Source organism: Rhodococcus sp. NPDC127527 (assembly GCF_042672245.1).
Classification (GTDB): domain Bacteria; phylum Actinomycetota; class Actinomycetes; order Mycobacteriales; family Mycobacteriaceae; genus Rhodococcus_G.
Genome location: NZ_JBHXVP010000014.1, coordinates 75,447 through 94,238, shown reverse-complemented (window position 1 = coordinate 94,238; position 18,792 = coordinate 75,447). Strand labels below are relative to the sequence as shown.

Below are 18,792 nucleotides of genomic sequence, written 5' to 3'. Positions count from 1 at the left end.
GCCACGCCTCGACGACCGTTGCCCTGGACATGAGCCTGTAGTAGCGTCCAGACATGTGTCCAGTCGGAGTTTCGAATCCACCCGACGACGGCTGACGGAGAAGCAGGCCGAGACCGTCGATCGGTTGACGCACGCCGGCGTCGAGGTGCTGCGCGAGCAGGAGTTCGCCGGGCTCACGGTGCGGGCGGTGGCCGCGCGCGCCGGGGTCGGACCCGCCACGGCCTACACCTACTTCTCGTCGAAGGAGCACCTCGTCGCGGAGGTGTTCTGGCGTCGGCTGCGCAGTTCGCCGGTCGCGGACGGCGACGGACTCGACCGGACCGCTCGGGTGCTGGCGGTGCTGCGCAACATCGCGCTGCTGATCGCGGACGAGCCCGAGGTGTCCGACGCGGTGACGAGTGCACTGCTCGGCACCGACCCGGACGTGGAGCATCTCCGCGGCCGGATCGGGGCCGAGATCCACGGGCGCCTCGCCGAGGCGCTCGGCCCGGGCAGCGACCCCGACACCATCGAGACTCTCGAACTGCTTTATGCCGGAGCGCTTCTGCGGGCCGGCATGGGGTACGGCAGCTACGCGCACATTGCCGGACGCCTGGAGGCGTCCGCAAGGATGATCCTGGAGCAACGATGACCGAAGCCCTGATCGACCCGGTGGTCTTCAATCCGTACGACTACCGATTCCACGACGACCCGTATCCGGTGTACAGCAGGCTCCGCGTGGAGTCGCCGTTGTACCACAACCCGGACCTCGGGTTCTGGGCGCTCTCACGACACTCCGACGTCGCCGACGCGTTCAAGGACAGCCGGAGGTTGTCGAGCGCCAACGGCGTCTCGCTCGACCCGGCGGCCTACGGCCCGCACGCGCACTACGTGATGTCCTTCCTGGCGATGGACGATCCGAGGCACATGCGGCTGCGGCAGTTGGTGTCTCGCGGATTCACTCCGCGCCGAGTGGCCGAGATGGAGGGTCGCATCCAGGAACTCACGAAGCAGCACCTGGGTCCGGCGCTCGAGTCGGGAGAGTTCGACTGGATCGCCGATGTCGCAGGCAAGCTGCCGATGGACGTGATCTCGGAGCTGATGGGGGTCCCGCAGCCCGATCGTGCCGAGCTGCGCAGGATGGCGGACCTGGTGGTGCACCGGGAGGACGGTGTGCTCGACGTTCCGCAGGCCGCGGTGGAGTCCTCGATGGCGCTGATGACCTACTACCGGGACATGATCGCCGAGCGCCGGCGCGCGCGCACCGCGGACCTCACCTCCGCGCTGCTCGACGCGGAGATCGACGGGGACAAGCTCTCCGACGCGGAGATTCTCGGATTCATGTTCCTGATGGTGGTGGCGGGCAACGAAACCACCACGAAGCTGCTCGGGAATGCGCTCTACTGGGGCGCACGGAATCCCGATCAGATGGCGCCGCTCCTGTCCGACGCCGACAGTAGGTCGCAGTCGATTCAGGTGTCCCAGTGGACGGAGGAGACGCTGCGCTACGACACGTCGAGCCAGATCGTCGCGCGGACCACCGCCGAGGATCTCGAGTACTACGACCAGACCGTGCCCGCGGGGGAGAAGATGCTGCTCCTGATCGGCTCGGCCAACCGTGATTCCGACGTCTTCGACGATGCCGACGAATTCCTGATCGGCCGGAACTCGACCAACAAGCTGGCCAGCTTCGGCGGCGGCGTGCACTTCTGCCTCGGCGCGCACCTGGCTCGGCTCGAGGCGAACATCGCGCTCGCCGAATTCGCCCGCCAGGTGTCCGGATTCGAGGTCGACGAGTCCGGGATCGAACGTGTCCACTCGACGAACGTGCGGGGCTTCGCGGCCCTGCCGGTGAAGGTGCAGGTGCGCTGATGCCCAGATTCGAACCCAATCCCGCCCGGCGTCCGGCCCTGATCAGCGGCGCGTCCTCGGGAATCGGCACGGCCACTGCCTACGCGCTGGCCGAACTCGGTCACCCCGTAGCGCTCGGCGCCCGGCGGGTCGCCGAGTGCGAGGCGATCGCCGCGAAGATTCGCAGCGACGGCGGCGAGGCGTACGCGCACTTCCTCGACGTCACCGACGGCGCCTCCGTCGACGAGTTCGTGACCGCCTCGGAGGCCGCTCTCGGACCGATCGAGATCGCGGTCTCCGGGGCGGGCGACCTCGAGTTCGGTGCCGCGGACCAGATGGATCCGGAGCGTTTCCTGCGACAGGTCGACGTGCACCTGGTCGGTGCGCAGCGACTGGCGCATCGGGTGCTGCCCGGCATGCGGGAGCGGCGCCGCGGCGACTTCGTGCTGATCGGCTCCGACTGCGCGAATCGGCAGCGTCCGCTGATGGGAGCCTACGACGCCGCGAAGGCCGGCCTGGAGTCGATGGGCAGGCAGATGCGAATGGAGCTCGAGGGCACCGGGATTCGGGCCTCCATCGTCCGGCCGGGTCCCACCCTCACCGGCATGGGGATGGACGCGACACCGGAGACCATCGGGCCGCTCGCGGAGTCGTGGAAGCGCTGGGGATTCGCCCGACACGGCTACTTCCTGCGTGCCTCCGACCTCGCGAACGCGATCGTGGCGGTGGTGACGGCGCCGCGCGGCGCCCACCTGGTCCTGGTGGAGGTCCAGCCCGAAGCGCCGCTGCACGATCCGGCGCCCCCGAACCCGCGTCCCGACACCACCTCGCAGGAGACGACATGACACACGGAGTGCAGGAGAAGTCCACGGCGCTGCCCAACCCGCCACGCGTGTCCGGTGGCGAGCACGAACACGGACACCTCGAGGAACTGCGCACGGACCCGATCGCGTTGATGCGTCGGGTGCGCGCGGAATGCGGTGACGTCGGGATATTCCAGCTCGCCGAACGGGAGGTGGTGCTGCTCTCCGGCGCCGAGGCCAACGAGTTCTTCTTCCGTTCCAGCGACGAGGATCTCGACCAGCAGGCCGCGTACCCGTTCATGAAGCCGATCTTCGGCGAGGGTGTGGTTTTCGACGCCAGCCCCGAGCGGCGCAAGGAGATGCTGCACAACTCGGCGTTGCGCGGCGAGCAGATGAAGGGGCACGCCGCCACCATCGGCATCGAGGTCGAGGCGATGGTCGCGGGCTGGGACGAGGAGGGCGAGATCGACCTGCTCGACTTCTTCGCCGAGTTGACCATCTACACCTCGTCGGCCTGCCTGATCGGCAAGAAGTTCCGCGACCAGCTGGACGACCGGTTCGCCAAGCTTTACCACGAGCTCGAACAGGGCACGGACGCGATCGCGTTCGTCGACCCCTACGCGCAGATCGAGAGCTTCCGGCGCCGCGACGAGGCTCGGGTCGCGTTGGTGGCGCTGGTGCAGGAGATCATGAACGACCGCATCGCGAACCCGCCGCAGGGCAGGGAAGACCGGGACATGCTCGACGTCCTGGTGTCGGTCAAAGACGACGAAGGCGAACTGCGGTTCAGCGCCGACGAGATCACCGGCATCTTCATCTCGATGATGTTCGCCGGACATCACACGACCTCCGGGACCGCGGCCTGGTCGCTGATCGAACTCCTGCGGCACCCCGACGCGATGAACCGGGTGGTGACCGAGCTCGACGAGCTGTACTCCGACGGCGCGGACATCAGTTTCCATGCGCTGCGCCAGATCCCGGTGCTCGAGTCGGTGGTCAAGGAGACCCTCCGCCTGCACCCGCCGCTGATCATTCTCTTGCGGGTCGCGCGCGGGGACTTCGAGGTGGGGGGCTACCGGATCCACGAGGGCGACCTCGTCGCTGCGACGCCGGCGATCTCCAACCGGATTCCGGAGGACTTCCCGCGACCGGACGACTTCGACCCGGGCCGCTACATCGACCCCAACCAGGAAGACATCGTCAACCGGTGGACCTGGATCCCGTTCGGGGCGGGCAGGCATCGCTGCGTCGGTGCCGCCTTCGCGCAGATGCAGCTCAAGGCGATCTTCTCGATCCTGCTGCGGGACTACGAGTTCGAGATGTCACAACCGTCCGACAGCTACCGCAACGACCACAGCAAGATGGTCGTGCAGCTGCAGCAGCCGTGCCGGGTGCGCTACCGCAGGCGCGCGGCGTCCCGGATCGCGGGGGAGGCCTGACCATGCGCATCGAGGTGGACCTGGACCTGTGTCAGGGCCATGCGGCCTGCGAGATGGAGGCGCCCGAGGTGTTCTCGGTGCCGGGCCGCGAGAAGGTGACGGTCCTCGACGCGTCGCCGCCGGAGTCGGCGCGGGCGGACGTGGAGAACGCCGTGCGGTACTGCCCGACGCAGGCCCTGCGGATCGTCGAGGACTGACCTCACCGGAGATTTCACCCATCGAGAAAGAGACGATCGAGATGACCGGATTCGACCGCGCGGAGCTCGACGAGATGGTTCAGCGCTGGATTGACGAGAACAAGCGGGCCGAGGCGGCCGGTGACTGGAAGCCGTTGGCGGACATGTACACCGAGGACGCGACCTACGGCTGGAACTACGGACCGAAGCAGGACTTCATGGCCGTGGGACGCGAGGAGATTCGCGAGGTCGCGCTCGGCCTGGAGATGCAGGGGCTCGAGGGCTGGCAGTACCCGTACCAGGAATTCGTCGTAGACGAACGCAGCGGCACCGTGATCGGACTGTGGAAGCAGGTGTCGGATGCCGCCCGCGCCGACGGCACCAACTACTCGGTGTACGGAATCGGCGGTAGCTGGTTCCGGTACGGCGGCAACTTCCAGTGGTCCTGGCAGCGGGACTTCTTCGACTTCGGCAACGTCTCCGCGCTGTTCATGGAGATGATCCAGAACAACGCGTTGTCGACGGGCATGCAGTCGCGGATCCAGCGGTCCCTCTCCGGCGAGCGTCTGCCCGGCTGGTACCCGGCAGGCCAGGCTCCGGTGCCGCTGTGGTGAGCCCGGTGACCTGGCCACAGCCCTCGTTCGCGGCCCTGTCACGGCGCGACCTGGCGACACTGGTACCCGAACTGCTGCTGTGCGGTCAGCTCATCGACCGCTCCGGCATGGCGCACCTGATCGTGGAGTTCGGCCGTGCGGGCATGGCGCAGGTCGCGATCGAGGAATGGCAGGCATCGAGCCCCTGGTACACCCGCCGAATGCAGAAGGCGCTGCGCTACGAGGGCGACACCGTGGTGACCATCTTCAAGGGTCTGCAGCTCGACATCGGGGCACCGCCCCAGTTCATGGACTTCCGCTACCGCGTCGACGACCCCATGCACGGCGAGTTCTGGCTCGACCACTGCGGCGCGCTGATGGACGTCGAACCGCTCGGGGACGAGTACGTCACGTCGATGTGTCACGACATCGAGGACCCGACCTTCGACGCCACCGCACTGGCCACCAATCCGCACGCCCAGGTGCGGCCGATCCACCGCCCGCCCCGGCGTCCGGCGGACCGGCACCCGCACTGCGCGTGGACGGTGACCATCGACCCGTCGCACGTGCCGCCGGTGATGGAGCCGCACACCGAGCAGATCGGGCGCACCGCGGCCAACGCGGTCGAGCTGAGCCCGATCGACGTCGACGGCGACGGCGCGCACGACTACTCGGGGCCGCTGCTCGCCGACGTCAGGTTCGCGGACTTCTCCCAGTCGGCGCTGGTCCGGATCGCGGAGGAGGTGTGCCTGCAACATCACCTGCTCGCGCTCGGGTTCCTCGTCGCGGTGCGCAAACGCCTCGACGAGGACGCGGCAGTGGAGATCACCCGCAAGCAGCTGACCGGAATCGCGGGGGTGAGTGCGCAGCGCATCCGCGACGCGCTCGGCCTACCCGGCGACCTCGAGGGACTGGCGAGCGTGCTGTCGCTGCATCCGCTGCTCAACCCGAAGCAGTACGTGGACAGTGAGATCCGGTTCGACGGCGAGCGGCTCGAACTGTGGATCGGCCGGAACGGACTCGTCGACGCCGACGGCGGGTGGCCGACCCTCGTCGACGGTGAGCACCTCGCGCCGCTGCAGGCGCTGGTGCGCGGCGTGAACCCGCACTTCACGGTGCGGGTGGTGAGCGAGGACCCGGCCGGACTGCTGGTCGCGGTCGACACCGCAGCCGAACCCGCCCCCGAATGCGTGGAGGTGGCGATCACCAAGGTCAGCACCGGCGCAGGGTTCGAGTTCGAAGACCGTGGAATTCCGTTGCCGCTCTACGTAGTGTGAGCGGCCGACCCTCGAGGACCTCGCATGGCCTACACGTTCGCAGACCTGTTCGAGCACGCGGTCGACGCGATGCCCGACCGTCTGGCCCTGATCGCCTCGGGGGAGGAGGTCACCTTCCGTGAGCTCGACGAGCGGGCCAACCGGTTGGCGCACCACCTCGAGGCGGCCGGCTTCGGCGCGGGCAGCCACATCGGAATCCACATGCACAACTCGATCGAGACGATGGTCGCCGTGCTGGCGGCCTTCAAGATCCGGGCAGTGCCGCTCACGGTGAACTACCGGTACACCACCGACGAATTGGTGTACCTCTACGACAATGCCGATCTGGACGCGCTCGTCTTCCATCGCGGATTCGCCGACCGGGTCGCCGAGGCGCGCCGCGAGGTCTCCCGAATCCGCCACCTGGTCGAGGTCCCCGACGTGTTCGACACCGGGACGCGGCCGCTCCTGCCCGGCGCGGTCCGCTACCAGGACGCGCTCGCGTCGGCTTCTCCGGAGCGCGGTTTCGGCGAGCGCAGCGGCGATGACGTCTACATCCTCTACACCGGTGGCACCACCGGCAGGCCCAAGGGAGTGGTGTGGCGTCAGGAGGACATGTGGCGGGTACTCGCGGGCGGTCTCGACTTCTTCACCGGTGAGCCGATCGCCGACGAGTACCAGCAATCCCGCACGGGTGCGGCCGGTGAGCCGATGCGGATGCTCGTCCTGCCGCCGCTGATCCACACCTCGGCCCTGATGCCGTCGTTCACCGCCCTTCTGGCGGGCAATGCCGTGATCTACGACCCGAAGTTCGACGCCGTCCGCACCTGGGAGCTGGTGGGCCGGCATCGGCCGACGGCGATGGTCATCACCGGCGACGCGATGGGCAGGCCATTGGTGGAGGCGTTCCGCAGCACCAGCGCGGACACCTCGAGTTTGGCCGTGGTGGCATCGGGGGCCGCGCTGTTCTCCGGTTCGGTCAAGGACGCCTTCTTCGACGCTCTCCCGAACCTGATGATCTCCGATTCGGTGGGATCCTCCGAGACCGGTTTCGGTGGCATCGGGTTCGCGACCAGGGGGCTCGACCAGCACGGTGGCCCGATGGTGGGCTCGCACCGGCACACCGTGGTGGTGGACGACGAGAACCGAGTGCAGGCACCGGGATCCGGGGCGGAGGGCTGGCTGGCGAAGATCGGTCCGGTGCCCCTGGGGTACTACAACGACCCGGTCAGGTCCGCCGAGATCTTCCGCGAGGTGCACGGTCTGGCCGACGGCCGCGCGCAGCGTGCGGTGGTCACCGGCGACCGCGCCCGGATCGAGGACGACGGCTCGGTCACGCTGCTCGGTCGGGGCAACATGGTGATCAACACCGGCGGCGAGAAGGTGTTCGCCGAGGAGGTCGAGGCGGTGGTCAAGGCCCACCCCGACGTCTACGACGCCATCGTCGTCGGCGTGCCCGACGCGCGCTGGGGCAACCGGGTCGCCGTCGTGATGCGAGCCCGCGACGGTCTGCCCGACTTCGAGAGCATCGAGAAGCATGCCCGCGACCAACTGGCCGGCTACAAGATTCCGCGGTCCTTCTGGATCGTGCCGGAGGTCGAACGGACCCCGAGCGGCAAACCGGAGTACCGGTGGGCCAAGGCTCACGCGGCCGCGCACCAGCCCGATCACCGAATCGACTGACTTCCGTACGAAAGGCCCAGCGATGACCGAGTCGAACATTCCGACGCTCGACCTGCCGAGCGGCTTCGACGTCACCGATCCGAAGCTGTACGGCGAGCGGGTTCCGCTCGCCGAGTTCGCGCAGTTGCGGCGATGTGCCCCGGTGTGGTGGAACGCCCAGGAGCCGGGAACCGGCGGCTTCCACGACGGTGGTGCGTGGGTGGTGTCCCGGCACGCGGACGTGCGCGACGTGTCGCGGCGTCCGGAAGACTTCTCCAACAACGTCAACGGATCGATACCCCGGCACCAGGACGACATCTCCGCCGAAGAACTCGAGGTGACCAAGCACGTCCTCATCAACAAGGACGCGCCGGAGCACACTCAGCTCCGCAAGCTGGTGTCGCGACTGTTCACTCCGCGTGCGGTGGAGGCGATGCGCTCGGCACTCGAGGAGCGGGCGGAGCGGATCGCGTGCGCGGCGGTGACGAATCGCAGTGGCGACTTCGTCACCGAGGTGGCAAGTGAGCTTCCGATGCAGGCGATCTCGGAGTTGCTCGGTGTTCCGCAGGACGCACGCAGGCAGCTGTTCGACTGGTCGAACCAGATGACCGGCTACGACGACGAGTCGCTCGAGGGCGCGTCCCGGATGGCGTCGGCGCAGATCCTCGGCTACGCGTACCAGCTGGCCGAGGCCAGGCGTGCGGAACCGACCGAGGACATCATCTCGCAGCTCGTGCACGCCGACGTGGACGGGGAGGCGCTCACCCCGGAACAGTTCGGCTTCTTCGTCATCATGCTCGCGGTGGCGGGCAACGAAACCACTCGCAACGCAACGACACTCGGGATGATCGCCTTCATGGAGAACCCGGACCAGTGGGAGCTCTACAAGCGGGACCGCCCGAAGACGGCGGCCGACGAGATCATCCGCTGGGCGTCGCCGTTGACGTCGATGCAGCGAACGGCGCTGGTGGACACCGAGATCGGGGGCACTCCGATCAAGGCAGGTGAGCGAGTCGTGCTGCTGTACGGATCGGCGAACTTCGACGAGGAGGTGTTCGAGAGCCCGAACGTCTTCGACATCACCCGGGATCCGAATCCGCACCTCGCGTTCGGCGGTACCGGACCGCACTACTGCATCGGTGCGAATCTGGCGCGCATGGAGATCGACCTGATCTTCGACAAGATCGCCGACCACATGCCCGACATCACCAAGCTCGGCGATCCGAGCCGCCTGCAGTCCGGCTGGATCAACGGGATCAAGAGTTTCGAGGTCGACTACGGCACTGGCGGGTCCGCTGGCGGCCACTGTCCGGTAGCACACTGACGCGGCGTCCGAGGTTCACGGAGAGGGGAGGGCTCGTGGTGAACACGAAGTCGACCGGGCCGATGCGCGAGCTCGGCCAGTTCTACCGGATGGGCGCCGATGTCGCGGTCGGCCTGGTGCGCACGCGTTTTCAGCTGCAGGAGTTCCTCGAACAGAGCTGGATGATCGCGCGCGTGTCGATAGTCCCGACGGTGCTCGTGGCGGTGCCGTTCACCGTACTGGTGAGCTTCACCCTCAACATCCTGCTGCGCGAGATCGGGGCGGCCGATCTCAGCGGTGCAGGAGCTGCCCTGGGCGCCGTCACCCAGGTCGGTCCGGTGGTGACGGTGCTCATCGTCGCCGGGGCCGGCGCCACCGCGATCGCGGCGGACCTCGGCTCGCGCACGATCCGCGAGGAGATCGACGCTATGGAGGTGCTCGGCATCGATCCGGTCAACCGACTGGTGATTCCGCGGGTGGTCGCCTCGACGGTGGTGGCACTGCTGCTCAACGGTCTGGTCTGCGTGATCGGCATCGCAGGAGGTTTCGTCTTCTCGGTCTTCCTGCAGGGCGTCAATCCAGGCGCCTTCGCGGACGGGATCACGCTGCTCACCGGGCTCCCCGAGGTCGCGCTCTCGATGGTCAAGGCCGCGCTGTTCGGGCTGCTCGCCGGCTTGGTCGCCTGCTACCGCGGCCTGTCGGTCCGGGGCGGGCCGAAGGGCGTCGGGGAGGCCGTCAACGAGACGGTGGTGTACGCGTTCATGGCGCTGTTCGTGGTCAACACCATCGTCACCGCGGTGGGCATCCGACTGACGGCGGGGTGACGTCGTGGCGTTGGCAGTCACCGGCAAGTTCGGCCCGACCCGCGCACGCGTCGCACGGGTGTCGCGGTCGGTCGACGACATCGGTCGCCAGGCCGTGTTCTTCACCCGCGCGATCGCGTACGTCCCGTGGGCGGTGCGCAAGCACCCGAAGGAGGTGCTGCGCCTGATCGCCGAGATCAGCATGGGCACGGGCGCGCTCGCCCTGATCGGTGGCACCGTGGCGGTCGTCGGGTTCCTGACCCTCGCCTCCGGCGGCACCATCGCGATCCAGGGCTTCAGCTCGCTCGGCAACATCGGTGTCGAGGCACTGACCGGGTTCTTCTCCGCGTTCATCAACGTGCGCATCGCGGCGCCGGTCATCGCGGGCATCGGGCTCTCGGCGACGATCGGCGCTGGTTCCACCGCGCAGATCGGGGCGATGCGGATCAGCGAGGAGATCGACGCGCTCGAGTCGATGGCGATCAGTTCGGTGCCGTACGTGGTGAGCACCCGCGTGGTGGCGGGCATGCTCTCGATCCTGCCGTTGTACTCGCTCGCCCTCGTCGCATCGTTCCTGGCGGGCCGGTTCACCACCGTGGTGATCTTCGGGCAGTCGTCGGGCCTGTACGACCACTACTTCACGACCTTCCTCGATCCGATCGACGTCGCGTGGTCGTTCGTGCAGGTGCTGGTGATGGCGATGCTCGTGATGCTCATCCACACCTACTACGGCTACACCGCGGCGGGCGGACCGTCCGGGGTGGGCACCGCGGTCGGTCGCGGGGTGCGGCTGTCGTTGATCTGTGTGGTCGCGGTGACCCTGCTCGTCTCGCTGGCGATCTACGGCGGCTCCGGCAACTTCAACCTGTCCGGCTAGGGGGGGGCACGTGCACAAGTACGGATACAAGCTCGCCGCGCTGGCGCTGGTGGTCGCGGTGGCCGGTCTCGTGGGGCTCTCGGTGGCGCTGTTCGACCAGTCGTTCACCGACCGCGTTCCGGTCACGGTGGTGGCGCAGCGCGCGGGGCTGGTGATGGATCCCGGCGCGCGGGTCAAGATGGCCGGGGTGACGGTGGGCACCGTCGAGTCCGTCGACATGACCGACGACGCCACCGCACGACTGTCCCTGCTCGTCGATCCGGATGCGCTGGAGTCGATTCCGGCCAACGTCGACGTGCAGGTGACCTCGAACACCGCCTTCGGTGCCAAGTTCGTCAGCATGTCGGCCCCCACCGACCCGACGACCGACCGGCTGGCACCGGGCGCGACGATCGACGCCTCGCACGTGACGGTCGAGCTGAACACGGTGTTCGAGAAGCTCACAGCGGTGCTCCGCACGGTCGACCCCGGAAAGCTCGACTCGACCCTCGGTGCGATCTCGACCGCGCTGCAGGGTCGTGGTGACCGCCTCGGTGACGCACTGGGCAAGGCGGACCACTCCCTCGCCGAGTTCGCCGCCGCGCACGGCGCCCTCGACCGTGTGCTGACCGCGCTGCCGCCGGTGACCGACACGTACTCCGCCGCGGCCCCGAACCTGATGGCATCACTCGGTGCGCTCACCACGACGGGCAACACCGTCCTCGATCAACGGACGAACATGGACCTGCTGCTGCTCAACGTGACCGGCCTCGCGAACACGGGCCGGGAGGTCCTCGGCGCCAACTCCGACGGCCTCGCTGACGTCCTCTCCCTGCTGAAGCCGACGACCGCGCTGCTCGAGGAGTACTCGCCCGCGATCCCGTGCATGTTCCACGGACTGCAGGAGAGCAAGAAGATCGGCGACGGTGCGTACAACGGGCAGCCCGGCATCAAGATGTCGATCGGACTGATCGCCGGCACCGAGCCGTACCGCTACCCGGACGACCTACCCAAGGTGGCCGCGACCGGCGGACCGCAGTGCATGGGGCTGCCGTTGCGCGACCCGAACGTCAACGCGCCCTTCCTGGTGACCGACATCGGCGTCAATCCCTTTGCCCCGGAACGGCAGCCGAACGGCGGCCGGCCGATCGAGAGCGCGCCGAACCTGATGAGCTACCTGTTCGGGACGGCGGTCCGGTGAAGGGTCACACCGTCAAGTTCGGGATCTTCGTCCTGGTCATGCTGCTGGTCAATGCGGGTCTGATTCTCGTGTTCGGGCAGATCCGCGGTGGCGACGCGAACACGTACTCGGCCGAGTTCGTCAACGTGTCCGGTCTGAAATCGGGGGACAAGGTGCGCGTCGCCGGGGTCCCGGTCGGGGCGGTCGGCTCCGTCGCGTTCGGCGACAACCACCGGGCGCAGGTGGAGTTCACCGTCGACTCCGGGGACACCCTGACGGTCGCGACCCGGGCCGCGGTCCGCTACCAGGACCTGGTGGGCAACAGATATCTCGAGCTGCTCGACGGGCCCCGCGACGCCCAACCGCTCGCCCAGCGCGAGACGATCCCCGTCGAACGCACGGCCCCCGCACTCGACCTCGACGCCCTGCTCGGCGGGTTCCGACCGCTGTTCCAGGCGCTGGACCCTGAGCAGGTCAACGCGCTGTCGATGTCGCTGTTCGAGGTGTTCCAGGGGCAGTCCGGGACCGTCGCGTCGGTGCTCGCACACACCGGGTCCGTCACGAACACGTTGGCCGACCGTGACGAACTCATCGGCCGGGTGATCGCCAACCTCGACGGGGTGCTCGGTGAATTGCGTGGTCGTGGCGGCCAATTCAGCGGCACCCTCGATCATCTGCAGGAACTGGTCAGTGGGCTCGCGGGGGATCGGGAACTGATCGGCAACGCGGTGACGAGTGTGAACACCGCGGCCGGCACGTTCGCGGACCTGCTGACCGATCTCCGGCCGAGCCTGGCCGGCACGGTGACCAGGGTCGACGCCAGCATGGACCCGCTGATCGCGCAGCAGGGCGAACTCGATCGGATCTTCGCGTCGATGCCGTCGAACTACCGGCAGCTGATCCGGGTCGGTGCGTACGGGTCGTTCTTCAACTTCTACCTCTGTGGCATCGCGTTGAAGGTCGACGGTGCGGACGGCAAGCCGATGACGGTCGATCTGGCCGATCAGAAGACCGGGAGGTGTGCGCCGCGATGAGAAGCATGGTGGAGAGTCAGGCGGTTCGGGTGGGTGTCGTCGGCCTCGCCGTCACGGCTGCCGTGGTGCTCACGGCGCTGCAGTACCAGAACCTGCAATTCGTGAAGTCCGGGGCGAGCTACATCGCGGTGTTCGAGGACGCGAGCGGTCTTGCCCCCGGTGACGAGGTCAACTCGGCGGGGGTGAAGATCGGCACGGTCGAGAGGATCGGCGTCGAGCGAGGTCGCGCCCGGGTGGACTTCACCCTCGACGGTGCGGTGGGGATGGGGGAGAGCACCGCGGCGGCGATCACCACCATGTCGCTGCTCGGCAAGCGCGCCGTCACCCTCGACTTCGCGGGGGACGGCCGGATCCCGGTCGGCGGCCGGATCCCGCTCGAGCGCACCAGGTCTGCGTACTCGCTGCCGGCGGTGCTCGGCGACCTGACCAACACCGTGCAGGACATTCATCTCGACCAGCTGTCGGCGTCGCTCGACGAGGTCGGCAAGGTGATGGCCGACAGCGCGCCGAGCCTGCGTCCCGCGCTCGACGGCGTGGCCCGGATCTCCGACAGTCTCACGCGACGGGACGACACACTGCGGGCCCTGCTCGCCGATGCGAACAAGGTGGCGGGCGTGCTCGCCGAGCGCGGACCGCAGGTCAATTCGCTGCTCGTGGACGGCAATGCGCTGCTCGGTGAACTCGCTCGCAGGCAGAGCGCGCTGTCGGAGGTGATCGCCAACGTCTCGGCGGTGTCCACCCAGCTGAGCGGACTGGTGCACGACAACGAGGCACAGTTGACCCCGGCGCTCGACAAACTCGACACCGTGGTCGGGATTCTGCAGAAGAACCGGGACAACCTGGCGCAGGGCATCGACGGGCTCGGCACCTACGTCGGGACACTCGGCGACACGGTGGCCAGCGGGCCCTTCTACTACGCGTACGTGCAGAACCTGATGCCCGCGCAGTTCACTCAGCCACTGATCAACGCGATGTTCGGGTTACCGCCCGCGCCGCTGCCGATTCCGGAGGTCCGCTGATGTTCACCAGGCGCGCGACGGTGGTCGGCGGGATCGGTCTCGCCGTGCTGGCCGCGATGGTGGTGGCCGGATACGCTGCCGTGCAACATTTCCGGTACTACCAGGTGACGGCCTACTTCACGTCCACGACGGGACTGTACGTCGGCGACGACGTGCGGGTGGTCGGGGTCGACGTCGGTCGGGTCACCGCCATCAGCCCGGAGGGAACCCGGATGCGGGTGCAGTTGAAGCTGGCCCGCTCGGTGCCGGTCGCCGCGGATGCGAAGGCGGTGATTGTCGCGCAGTCGCTGGTCTCGGCGCGGTTCGTGCAGCTGACTCCCGCCGTCACCGACGACGCCGCCCCCGCCCTCGGCGACGGCGCCGAGATCGGCCTCGACCGCACCGCGGTGCCCGTCGAGTGGGACCAGGTCAAGGAGCAGCTCGGTCGCGCCGCGGACGCGTTGGGGCCCACGGGGAACGATCGCGGCGCCGCCGCGAACCTGCTCGACGCTGCGGGTACCGCGTTGCAGGGCAACGGGACCGCCCTCGGCAACAGCGTGACGGAGCTCTCGCGCGCGATGAGTACCCTCTCCGACAGCGGCGGCGACCTGTTCGGCACGATCCGCGGTCTGCAGGCCTTCACCACGGCGCTGGCCGCAAGCAACGAACAGATCGTCCAGTTCCAGGGCCGCCTCGCCACCGTGACGGGCGTACTGGCCGACAGCCGAACCCAGCTGGCGCCCGCCCTCGCCGATCTGGACACCGCGATCGCCGACGTCCAGCGGTTCGTCGCGCAGAACCGTGCGGGCCTGACCGAGCAGGTGCGCAAGCTGGCGGACGTCTCGCAGGTGCTGGTGACCAAGCGGGACGGTCTGGAGACGGTGCTGCACCTGGCACCGACCGCACTGTCGAACTACTACAACGTCTACCGGCCCGCGCAGGGCGCGATGGTCGGTGTCCCGGCCTTCCAGAACATGGGCAACCCGATCGACCTGATCTGCGGCGGCATCGCCGGCCTCGCGAACGAGACCTCGGCCAAGGGTGCGGAACTGTGCGCGCAGTACCTGGGTCCGCTGCTGAACACGGTCAAGGCCAACTACCCCGACCTCAGCATCAATCCGACGCGCGCACTCGGCGCCACGCCGGACCAGCTGGTGTACAGCGAGCCGCAGCTGAAACCGGCCGCAGCCGTCTCGACACCCACGCTGACCATGCCGGCGGTCGCGGTGCCGCCGAACCTGGCCCAGCTGATGACGCCCGGGAAGGCGACTCGATGACGAAGCGCGCGTGGGGAATCGGTGGCGCCGGCCTGGTGGCGGCGGTGCTCGTGTCGGGCTGTCAGTGGAGCGGATTGAACTCGATGCCGCTGCCGGGTGCGGCCGGGCGCGGGCCGGGCAGCTTCTCGGTGGTGATCGAGATGCCCGATGTCACCTCGATCAGTCCGAACTCGCCGGTGCTCGTGGGCGACGTCGCCGTCGGCAGCATCCGCCGAATCGAGACGGACAACTGGCACGCGAAAGTGACGGTGTCGCTGGACCAGTCGGTGCAACTTCCGGCGAACGCGACGGCCCGGATCGGGCAGACCAGTCTGCTCGGCTCCAAGCACGTCGCCCTGTCGCCGCCGACCGGGGCGCCGCCCGAGGGCAGGCTCACCGACGGTTCGGTGATCCCGCTCGACTCGGCGGGCGTCTATCCGACGACCGAGGAGGCGCTGACCGCGCTGTCGGTGGTCCTCAACGGCGGCGGGCTGGCACAGGTGCACAGCATCACCACCGAACTGAACAAGGCGATGACCGGCCGGACCGGCTTCGCGCGGGATCTGCTGTCGCAGATGGATTCGCTGTCCGCGACCCTGGACCGGCAGCGCGGGGCGATGGTGACCACCATGGCGAACCTCGACGGGTTCGCCGGCGAGATCAACGCGCAGCGGGACGTGCTGGGCAGGGCCCTCGACACCCTGGACCCGGCGATGGCCGAACTCGACGGTCAGCGCGCCGCGTTGACCACGGCGCTGGACTCGGTCGGCAAGCTCGGGAACGTCGGAACCGAGCTGGTGAACCGGACCAGGGACGACCTGTCGGCGAACCTGGCCGCGCTGGAACCGACACTGCAGAGGGTCGTCGAGACGGGGCCGGACCTGATCGACAATCTGGGCAACCTCAGCACGTTCCCGTTCCCGCAGACCACAATCGACCAGGGCATGCGCGGTGACTACACGAACCTGTGGGCGCTGATCGACCTGACCACGCCGCGACTGCGGTCCGGGCTCGGATTCGGAACCCCACTCGGGGCGCCGCAGACCCCGCCTGCGGGCAGTCAACCGGTCAACCCGCTGACCGCGCCGCTGCAGGCGGCGAGGAGTGTGGTCGTGCCCGAGGCGAAGCCCGAGAAGCCCACGCCGCCAGCGAAGGAGGGCACCGGACGATGATCCTCACACCACTCGTGCGCAGGCAGTTGACGATCTTCGCCGTGCTCGCGGTGATCGGAATGACCGCCGCCGCCATCTCGTACCTGCGGGTCCCGACGATGCTCGGCATCGGCCGCTACGCGGTGACGGTGGAACTGCGCGACGCGGGCGGCCTCTACCGGAACGCGAATGTCACCTACCGCGGCGACACCATCGGTCAGGTGCGCTCGGTTCGGCTGGATCCGGACGCGGTGCGGGTCGAACTGTCGCTGCAGAGTTCGGTTCCGGTGCCGAGCACCGGACTGACCGCCGCGGTGCGCAGCGTGTCGGCGATCGGCGAACAGTACGTCGACCTGCAACCGAGCACCGGTGACGGGCCGTTTCTGAGTGACGGAGACGTGATCGGCGGGGAACAGGTCACGGTCCCGCGGGAGATCGGCCCGGTCCTCGACCAGGCGAAGGCGATGCTGGCGTCGGTCCCGCAGGACAAGCTGCGTTCGGTGATCGACGAATCGGCCGCGGCCTTCGGCGGCCGGGGGCCGGATCTGGCGCGGCTGCTCGACTCGACGACCTCGTTCGTCGACCAGTTGTCCGGGTCGACCACGCCCGCGACCACCCTGGTGCAGGAGTTGGCCCCGCTGCTCGACACCCAGGTGGTCACCGGCGACCAGATTCGGCGGTGGACCGCGAGTGTGGCACAGGTGAGCGGGCAACTGGCCGGTGCCGACGGGTCGGTGCGGGGCATCCTCGACAGGGGTCCGGGCTTCGCGGCCGAGGCCGATTCGTTGTTCCAGGAGCTGCGCCCGACCCTGCCGGTGCTGTTGGCCAACCTGACCAGTACCGCCCAGGTGGCTGTCACCTACAACGCCGCCCTCGAACAGGTCCTGGTGATCGTGCCGCCACTGGTGGCCGCCCAGGAGACCGTGGTGCAGCGCGGGCAGGAGGACGGGGCGGCGAACGTCAACTTTCATCTCCAGGCGCAGGATCCGGCGGCGTGTTCGGCGGGCTACCTGCCTGCCGACCAGCGCCGCGACCCGACGCAGACGAGCGTGCCGGACACCCCGCCGGACCTGTACTGCAAGGTGCCGCAGGACTCGACGTTCGCGGTGCGCGGGTCCAGGAACATCCCGTGCACGGAGGTGCCGGGCAAGCGGGCGCCGAGTCCCGACATCTGCCGCAGCGCGGCGCCGTACGTGCCGTCCGGAACCAACGCGCCGGACGAGCTGTACCCGGGCCCGGACGGCCAGGCCTACCAGCACACCGATCTCGCGCCCGCGGCCGGTCAGACCGGGAAGGACCAGTCGTGGCAACACTTGCTGACACCCCCGAATCCGTGACGGACGACCCGACACCGGACGCCGCACCGGCCGACGCCCGCCGGGCGGGTCGTGCGCGACGAAACACCCTGCGGGTCCTCGTCGCTGCCGCGACCGCGGGACTCGTTGCGACGGTCGTCCTCGGCGTCGCCGCGCTGCGTTCGGACCGCGCGCGGGAGGCGCACCGGCAATCGCTGGTGGACGCGGCCCGCGACGGGGTGCTCGCCCTGATCGACGTCCACGCCGCGACGGCGGACGCGGACCTGGCCAGGCTGATGTCGCTGAGCACCGGAGTCTTCGCCGACGAGATGAAGGAGGGGGGCACGGGTTTCGTCGGGTCTGTGCGGGACTCCGCGGTGAACTCGGACGGTCGGGTGGACGAGGCCGCGCTCGCGAGCGAGTCGGGCAGTTCGGGTGTGGTGGTCGTGGCGGCCTCGGCACGTGTCGCGAACGCCGCGGGTCCGGCCTCGAACAGGACCTACCGCCTCCGGGTCGCGGTGGACGAGGTGGGCGGGCGGATGCTGATGTCGAGCGTGGAGTTCGTGCCGTGAGCCGGCCCGCCCTGCATCGAGCAGTAGTCGCGCTGGTGGTGTTCGCGTTGGTGGCGGCCGGTGGTGCACTGGTGTTCGCACATCGGCACGCGGCGTCCGTCGAGGCGGCCCGCGGCGAGGCGACCGCGGCGGCGCCGGGACGCGTCGAGGCGCTGCTGAGCTACAACGCGCAGACCGTGGACGAGGACCTCGCCGCCGCGGCCGAGGGGACGACCGGGTCGTTCAGGGAGAACTTCGTGGAGTTCGGTACGAAAACGGTTGCGCCCCAGTCGAAGGAGCAGGGGCTCAGCACCAGGGCGCGCGTCGTCGACGTCGGATTCCTCGGCGGGACAACAGATCACGCGCAGCTGTTGTTGTTCGTCGACCAGATCACGACCAGCGTGTCGCAACCCGCTCCGGCGAGCACCTCGAGTCGGGTGCGGGTCGGGGTGGATCTGGTGGACGGACGGTGGGTTGTCAGCGAGCTGACGCCGATCTAGGGGGGTGCATCCTCACCGCGAGGGGTGGGGTTGTTGCCACCTTGGGTGCCTATCGGTGCTGGTCGCGGGGTTGCAAGCTGGTGTGACCGAGCAAGACCAACCCCCC

19 protein-coding genes are annotated in these 18,792 nt (G+C 68.7%); all 19 read left to right on the top strand.

Features of this window, described 5'->3' with window-relative positions; translation table 11 throughout:
• The first annotated feature begins 55 nt into the window (after positions 1 to 55).
• Positions 56 to 631 (top strand): TetR/AcrR family transcriptional regulator, encoded by a 576-nt coding sequence (locus tag ACFVH2_RS21090; protein ID WP_378426699.1) that lies wholly within the window; start codon positions 56 to 58, stop codon positions 629 to 631.
• Positions 628 to 1,851: a cytochrome P450 gene (locus ACFVH2_RS21085; protein WP_378426701.1), complete on the top strand. Its 1,224-nt coding sequence runs from the start codon at positions 628 to 630 to the stop codon at positions 1,849 to 1,851. Before ACFVH2_RS21090 ends, ACFVH2_RS21085 begins: the two co-directional genes overlap by 4 nt.
• A complete protein-coding gene (locus tag ACFVH2_RS21080; protein WP_378426703.1) occupies positions 1,851 to 2,675 on the top strand; it encodes an SDR family oxidoreductase in 825 nt (274 codons plus the stop codon). Before ACFVH2_RS21085 ends, ACFVH2_RS21080 begins: the two co-directional genes overlap by 1 nt.
• On the top strand, positions 2,672 to 4,072 hold the full coding sequence (locus ACFVH2_RS21075; protein ID WP_378426705.1) for a cytochrome P450: 1,401 nt from the start codon (positions 2,672 to 2,674) through the stop codon (positions 4,070 to 4,072). The genes ACFVH2_RS21080 and ACFVH2_RS21075 overlap by 4 nt, the downstream gene beginning before the upstream one ends.
• 2 nt (positions 4,073 to 4,074) lie before the next feature.
• Entirely contained in the window at positions 4,075 to 4,269 is a 195-nt protein-coding gene (locus tag ACFVH2_RS21070) for a ferredoxin (protein ID WP_378426707.1), read from the top strand.
• Positions 4,270 to 4,310: 41 nt separating this feature from the next.
• Positions 4,311 to 4,862, top strand: a complete 552-nt coding sequence (locus ACFVH2_RS21065) for a nuclear transport factor 2 family protein (protein WP_378426709.1) — start codon at positions 4,311 to 4,313, stop codon at positions 4,860 to 4,862.
• Positions 4,856 to 6,118, top strand: coding sequence for a hypothetical protein (locus ACFVH2_RS21060; RefSeq protein ID WP_378426711.1), 1,263 nt, complete (start codon positions 4,856 to 4,858; stop codon positions 6,116 to 6,118). Before ACFVH2_RS21065 ends, ACFVH2_RS21060 begins: the two co-directional genes overlap by 7 nt.
• Positions 6,119 to 6,142: 24 nt before the next feature.
• Positions 6,143 to 7,780, top strand: a complete 1,638-nt coding sequence (locus tag ACFVH2_RS21055; RefSeq protein WP_378426713.1) for an acyl-CoA synthetase — start codon at positions 6,143 to 6,145, stop codon at positions 7,778 to 7,780.
• Between the two features lie 22 nt (positions 7,781 to 7,802).
• Entirely contained in the window at positions 7,803 to 9,083 is a 1,281-nt protein-coding gene (locus tag ACFVH2_RS21050; RefSeq protein ID WP_378426714.1) for a cytochrome P450, read from the top strand.
• A 62-nt stretch (positions 9,084 to 9,145) separates the two neighbouring features.
• Positions 9,146 to 9,886 (top strand): ABC transporter permease, encoded by a 741-nt coding sequence (locus ACFVH2_RS21045; RefSeq protein ID WP_142101381.1) that lies wholly within the window; start codon positions 9,146 to 9,148, stop codon positions 9,884 to 9,886.
• Between the two features lie 4 nt (positions 9,887 to 9,890).
• A complete protein-coding gene (locus tag ACFVH2_RS21040; RefSeq protein ID WP_378426716.1) occupies positions 9,891 to 10,742 on the top strand; it encodes an MlaE family ABC transporter permease in 852 nt (283 codons plus the stop codon).
• A gap of 10 nt (positions 10,743 to 10,752) precedes the next feature.
• Positions 10,753 to 11,922, top strand: a complete 1,170-nt coding sequence (locus tag ACFVH2_RS21035; RefSeq protein ID WP_378426717.1) for an MCE family protein — start codon at positions 10,753 to 10,755, stop codon at positions 11,920 to 11,922.
• Positions 11,919 to 12,935, top strand: coding sequence for an MCE family protein (locus ACFVH2_RS21030; protein WP_378426718.1), 1,017 nt, complete (start codon positions 11,919 to 11,921; stop codon positions 12,933 to 12,935). Before ACFVH2_RS21035 ends, ACFVH2_RS21030 begins: the two co-directional genes overlap by 4 nt.
• Positions 12,932 to 13,954, top strand: a complete 1,023-nt coding sequence (locus tag ACFVH2_RS21025) for an MCE family protein (protein ID WP_378426720.1) — start codon at positions 12,932 to 12,934, stop codon at positions 13,952 to 13,954. The genes ACFVH2_RS21030 and ACFVH2_RS21025 overlap by 4 nt, the downstream gene beginning before the upstream one ends.
• A complete protein-coding gene (locus tag ACFVH2_RS21020) occupies positions 13,954 to 15,210 on the top strand; it encodes an MCE family protein (protein WP_378426721.1) in 1,257 nt (418 codons plus the stop codon). The genes ACFVH2_RS21025 and ACFVH2_RS21020 overlap by 1 nt, the downstream gene beginning before the upstream one ends.
• On the top strand, positions 15,207 to 16,361 hold the full coding sequence (locus tag ACFVH2_RS21015; RefSeq protein WP_378426723.1) for an MCE family protein: 1,155 nt from the start codon (positions 15,207 to 15,209) through the stop codon (positions 16,359 to 16,361). Before ACFVH2_RS21020 ends, ACFVH2_RS21015 begins: the two co-directional genes overlap by 4 nt.
• On the top strand, positions 16,358 to 17,677 hold the full coding sequence (locus tag ACFVH2_RS21010) for an MCE family protein (protein ID WP_378426725.1): 1,320 nt from the start codon (positions 16,358 to 16,360) through the stop codon (positions 17,675 to 17,677). The genes ACFVH2_RS21015 and ACFVH2_RS21010 overlap by 4 nt, the downstream gene beginning before the upstream one ends.
• Positions 17,644 to 18,207: a hypothetical protein gene (locus ACFVH2_RS21005; RefSeq protein WP_378426727.1), complete on the top strand. Its 564-nt coding sequence runs from the start codon at positions 17,644 to 17,646 to the stop codon at positions 18,205 to 18,207. The genes ACFVH2_RS21010 and ACFVH2_RS21005 overlap by 34 nt, the downstream gene beginning before the upstream one ends.
• Entirely contained in the window at positions 18,204 to 18,686 is a 483-nt protein-coding gene (locus tag ACFVH2_RS21000; RefSeq protein WP_378426728.1) for a hypothetical protein, read from the top strand. The genes ACFVH2_RS21005 and ACFVH2_RS21000 overlap by 4 nt, the downstream gene beginning before the upstream one ends.
• Positions 18,687 to 18,792 lie beyond the last annotated feature (106 nt).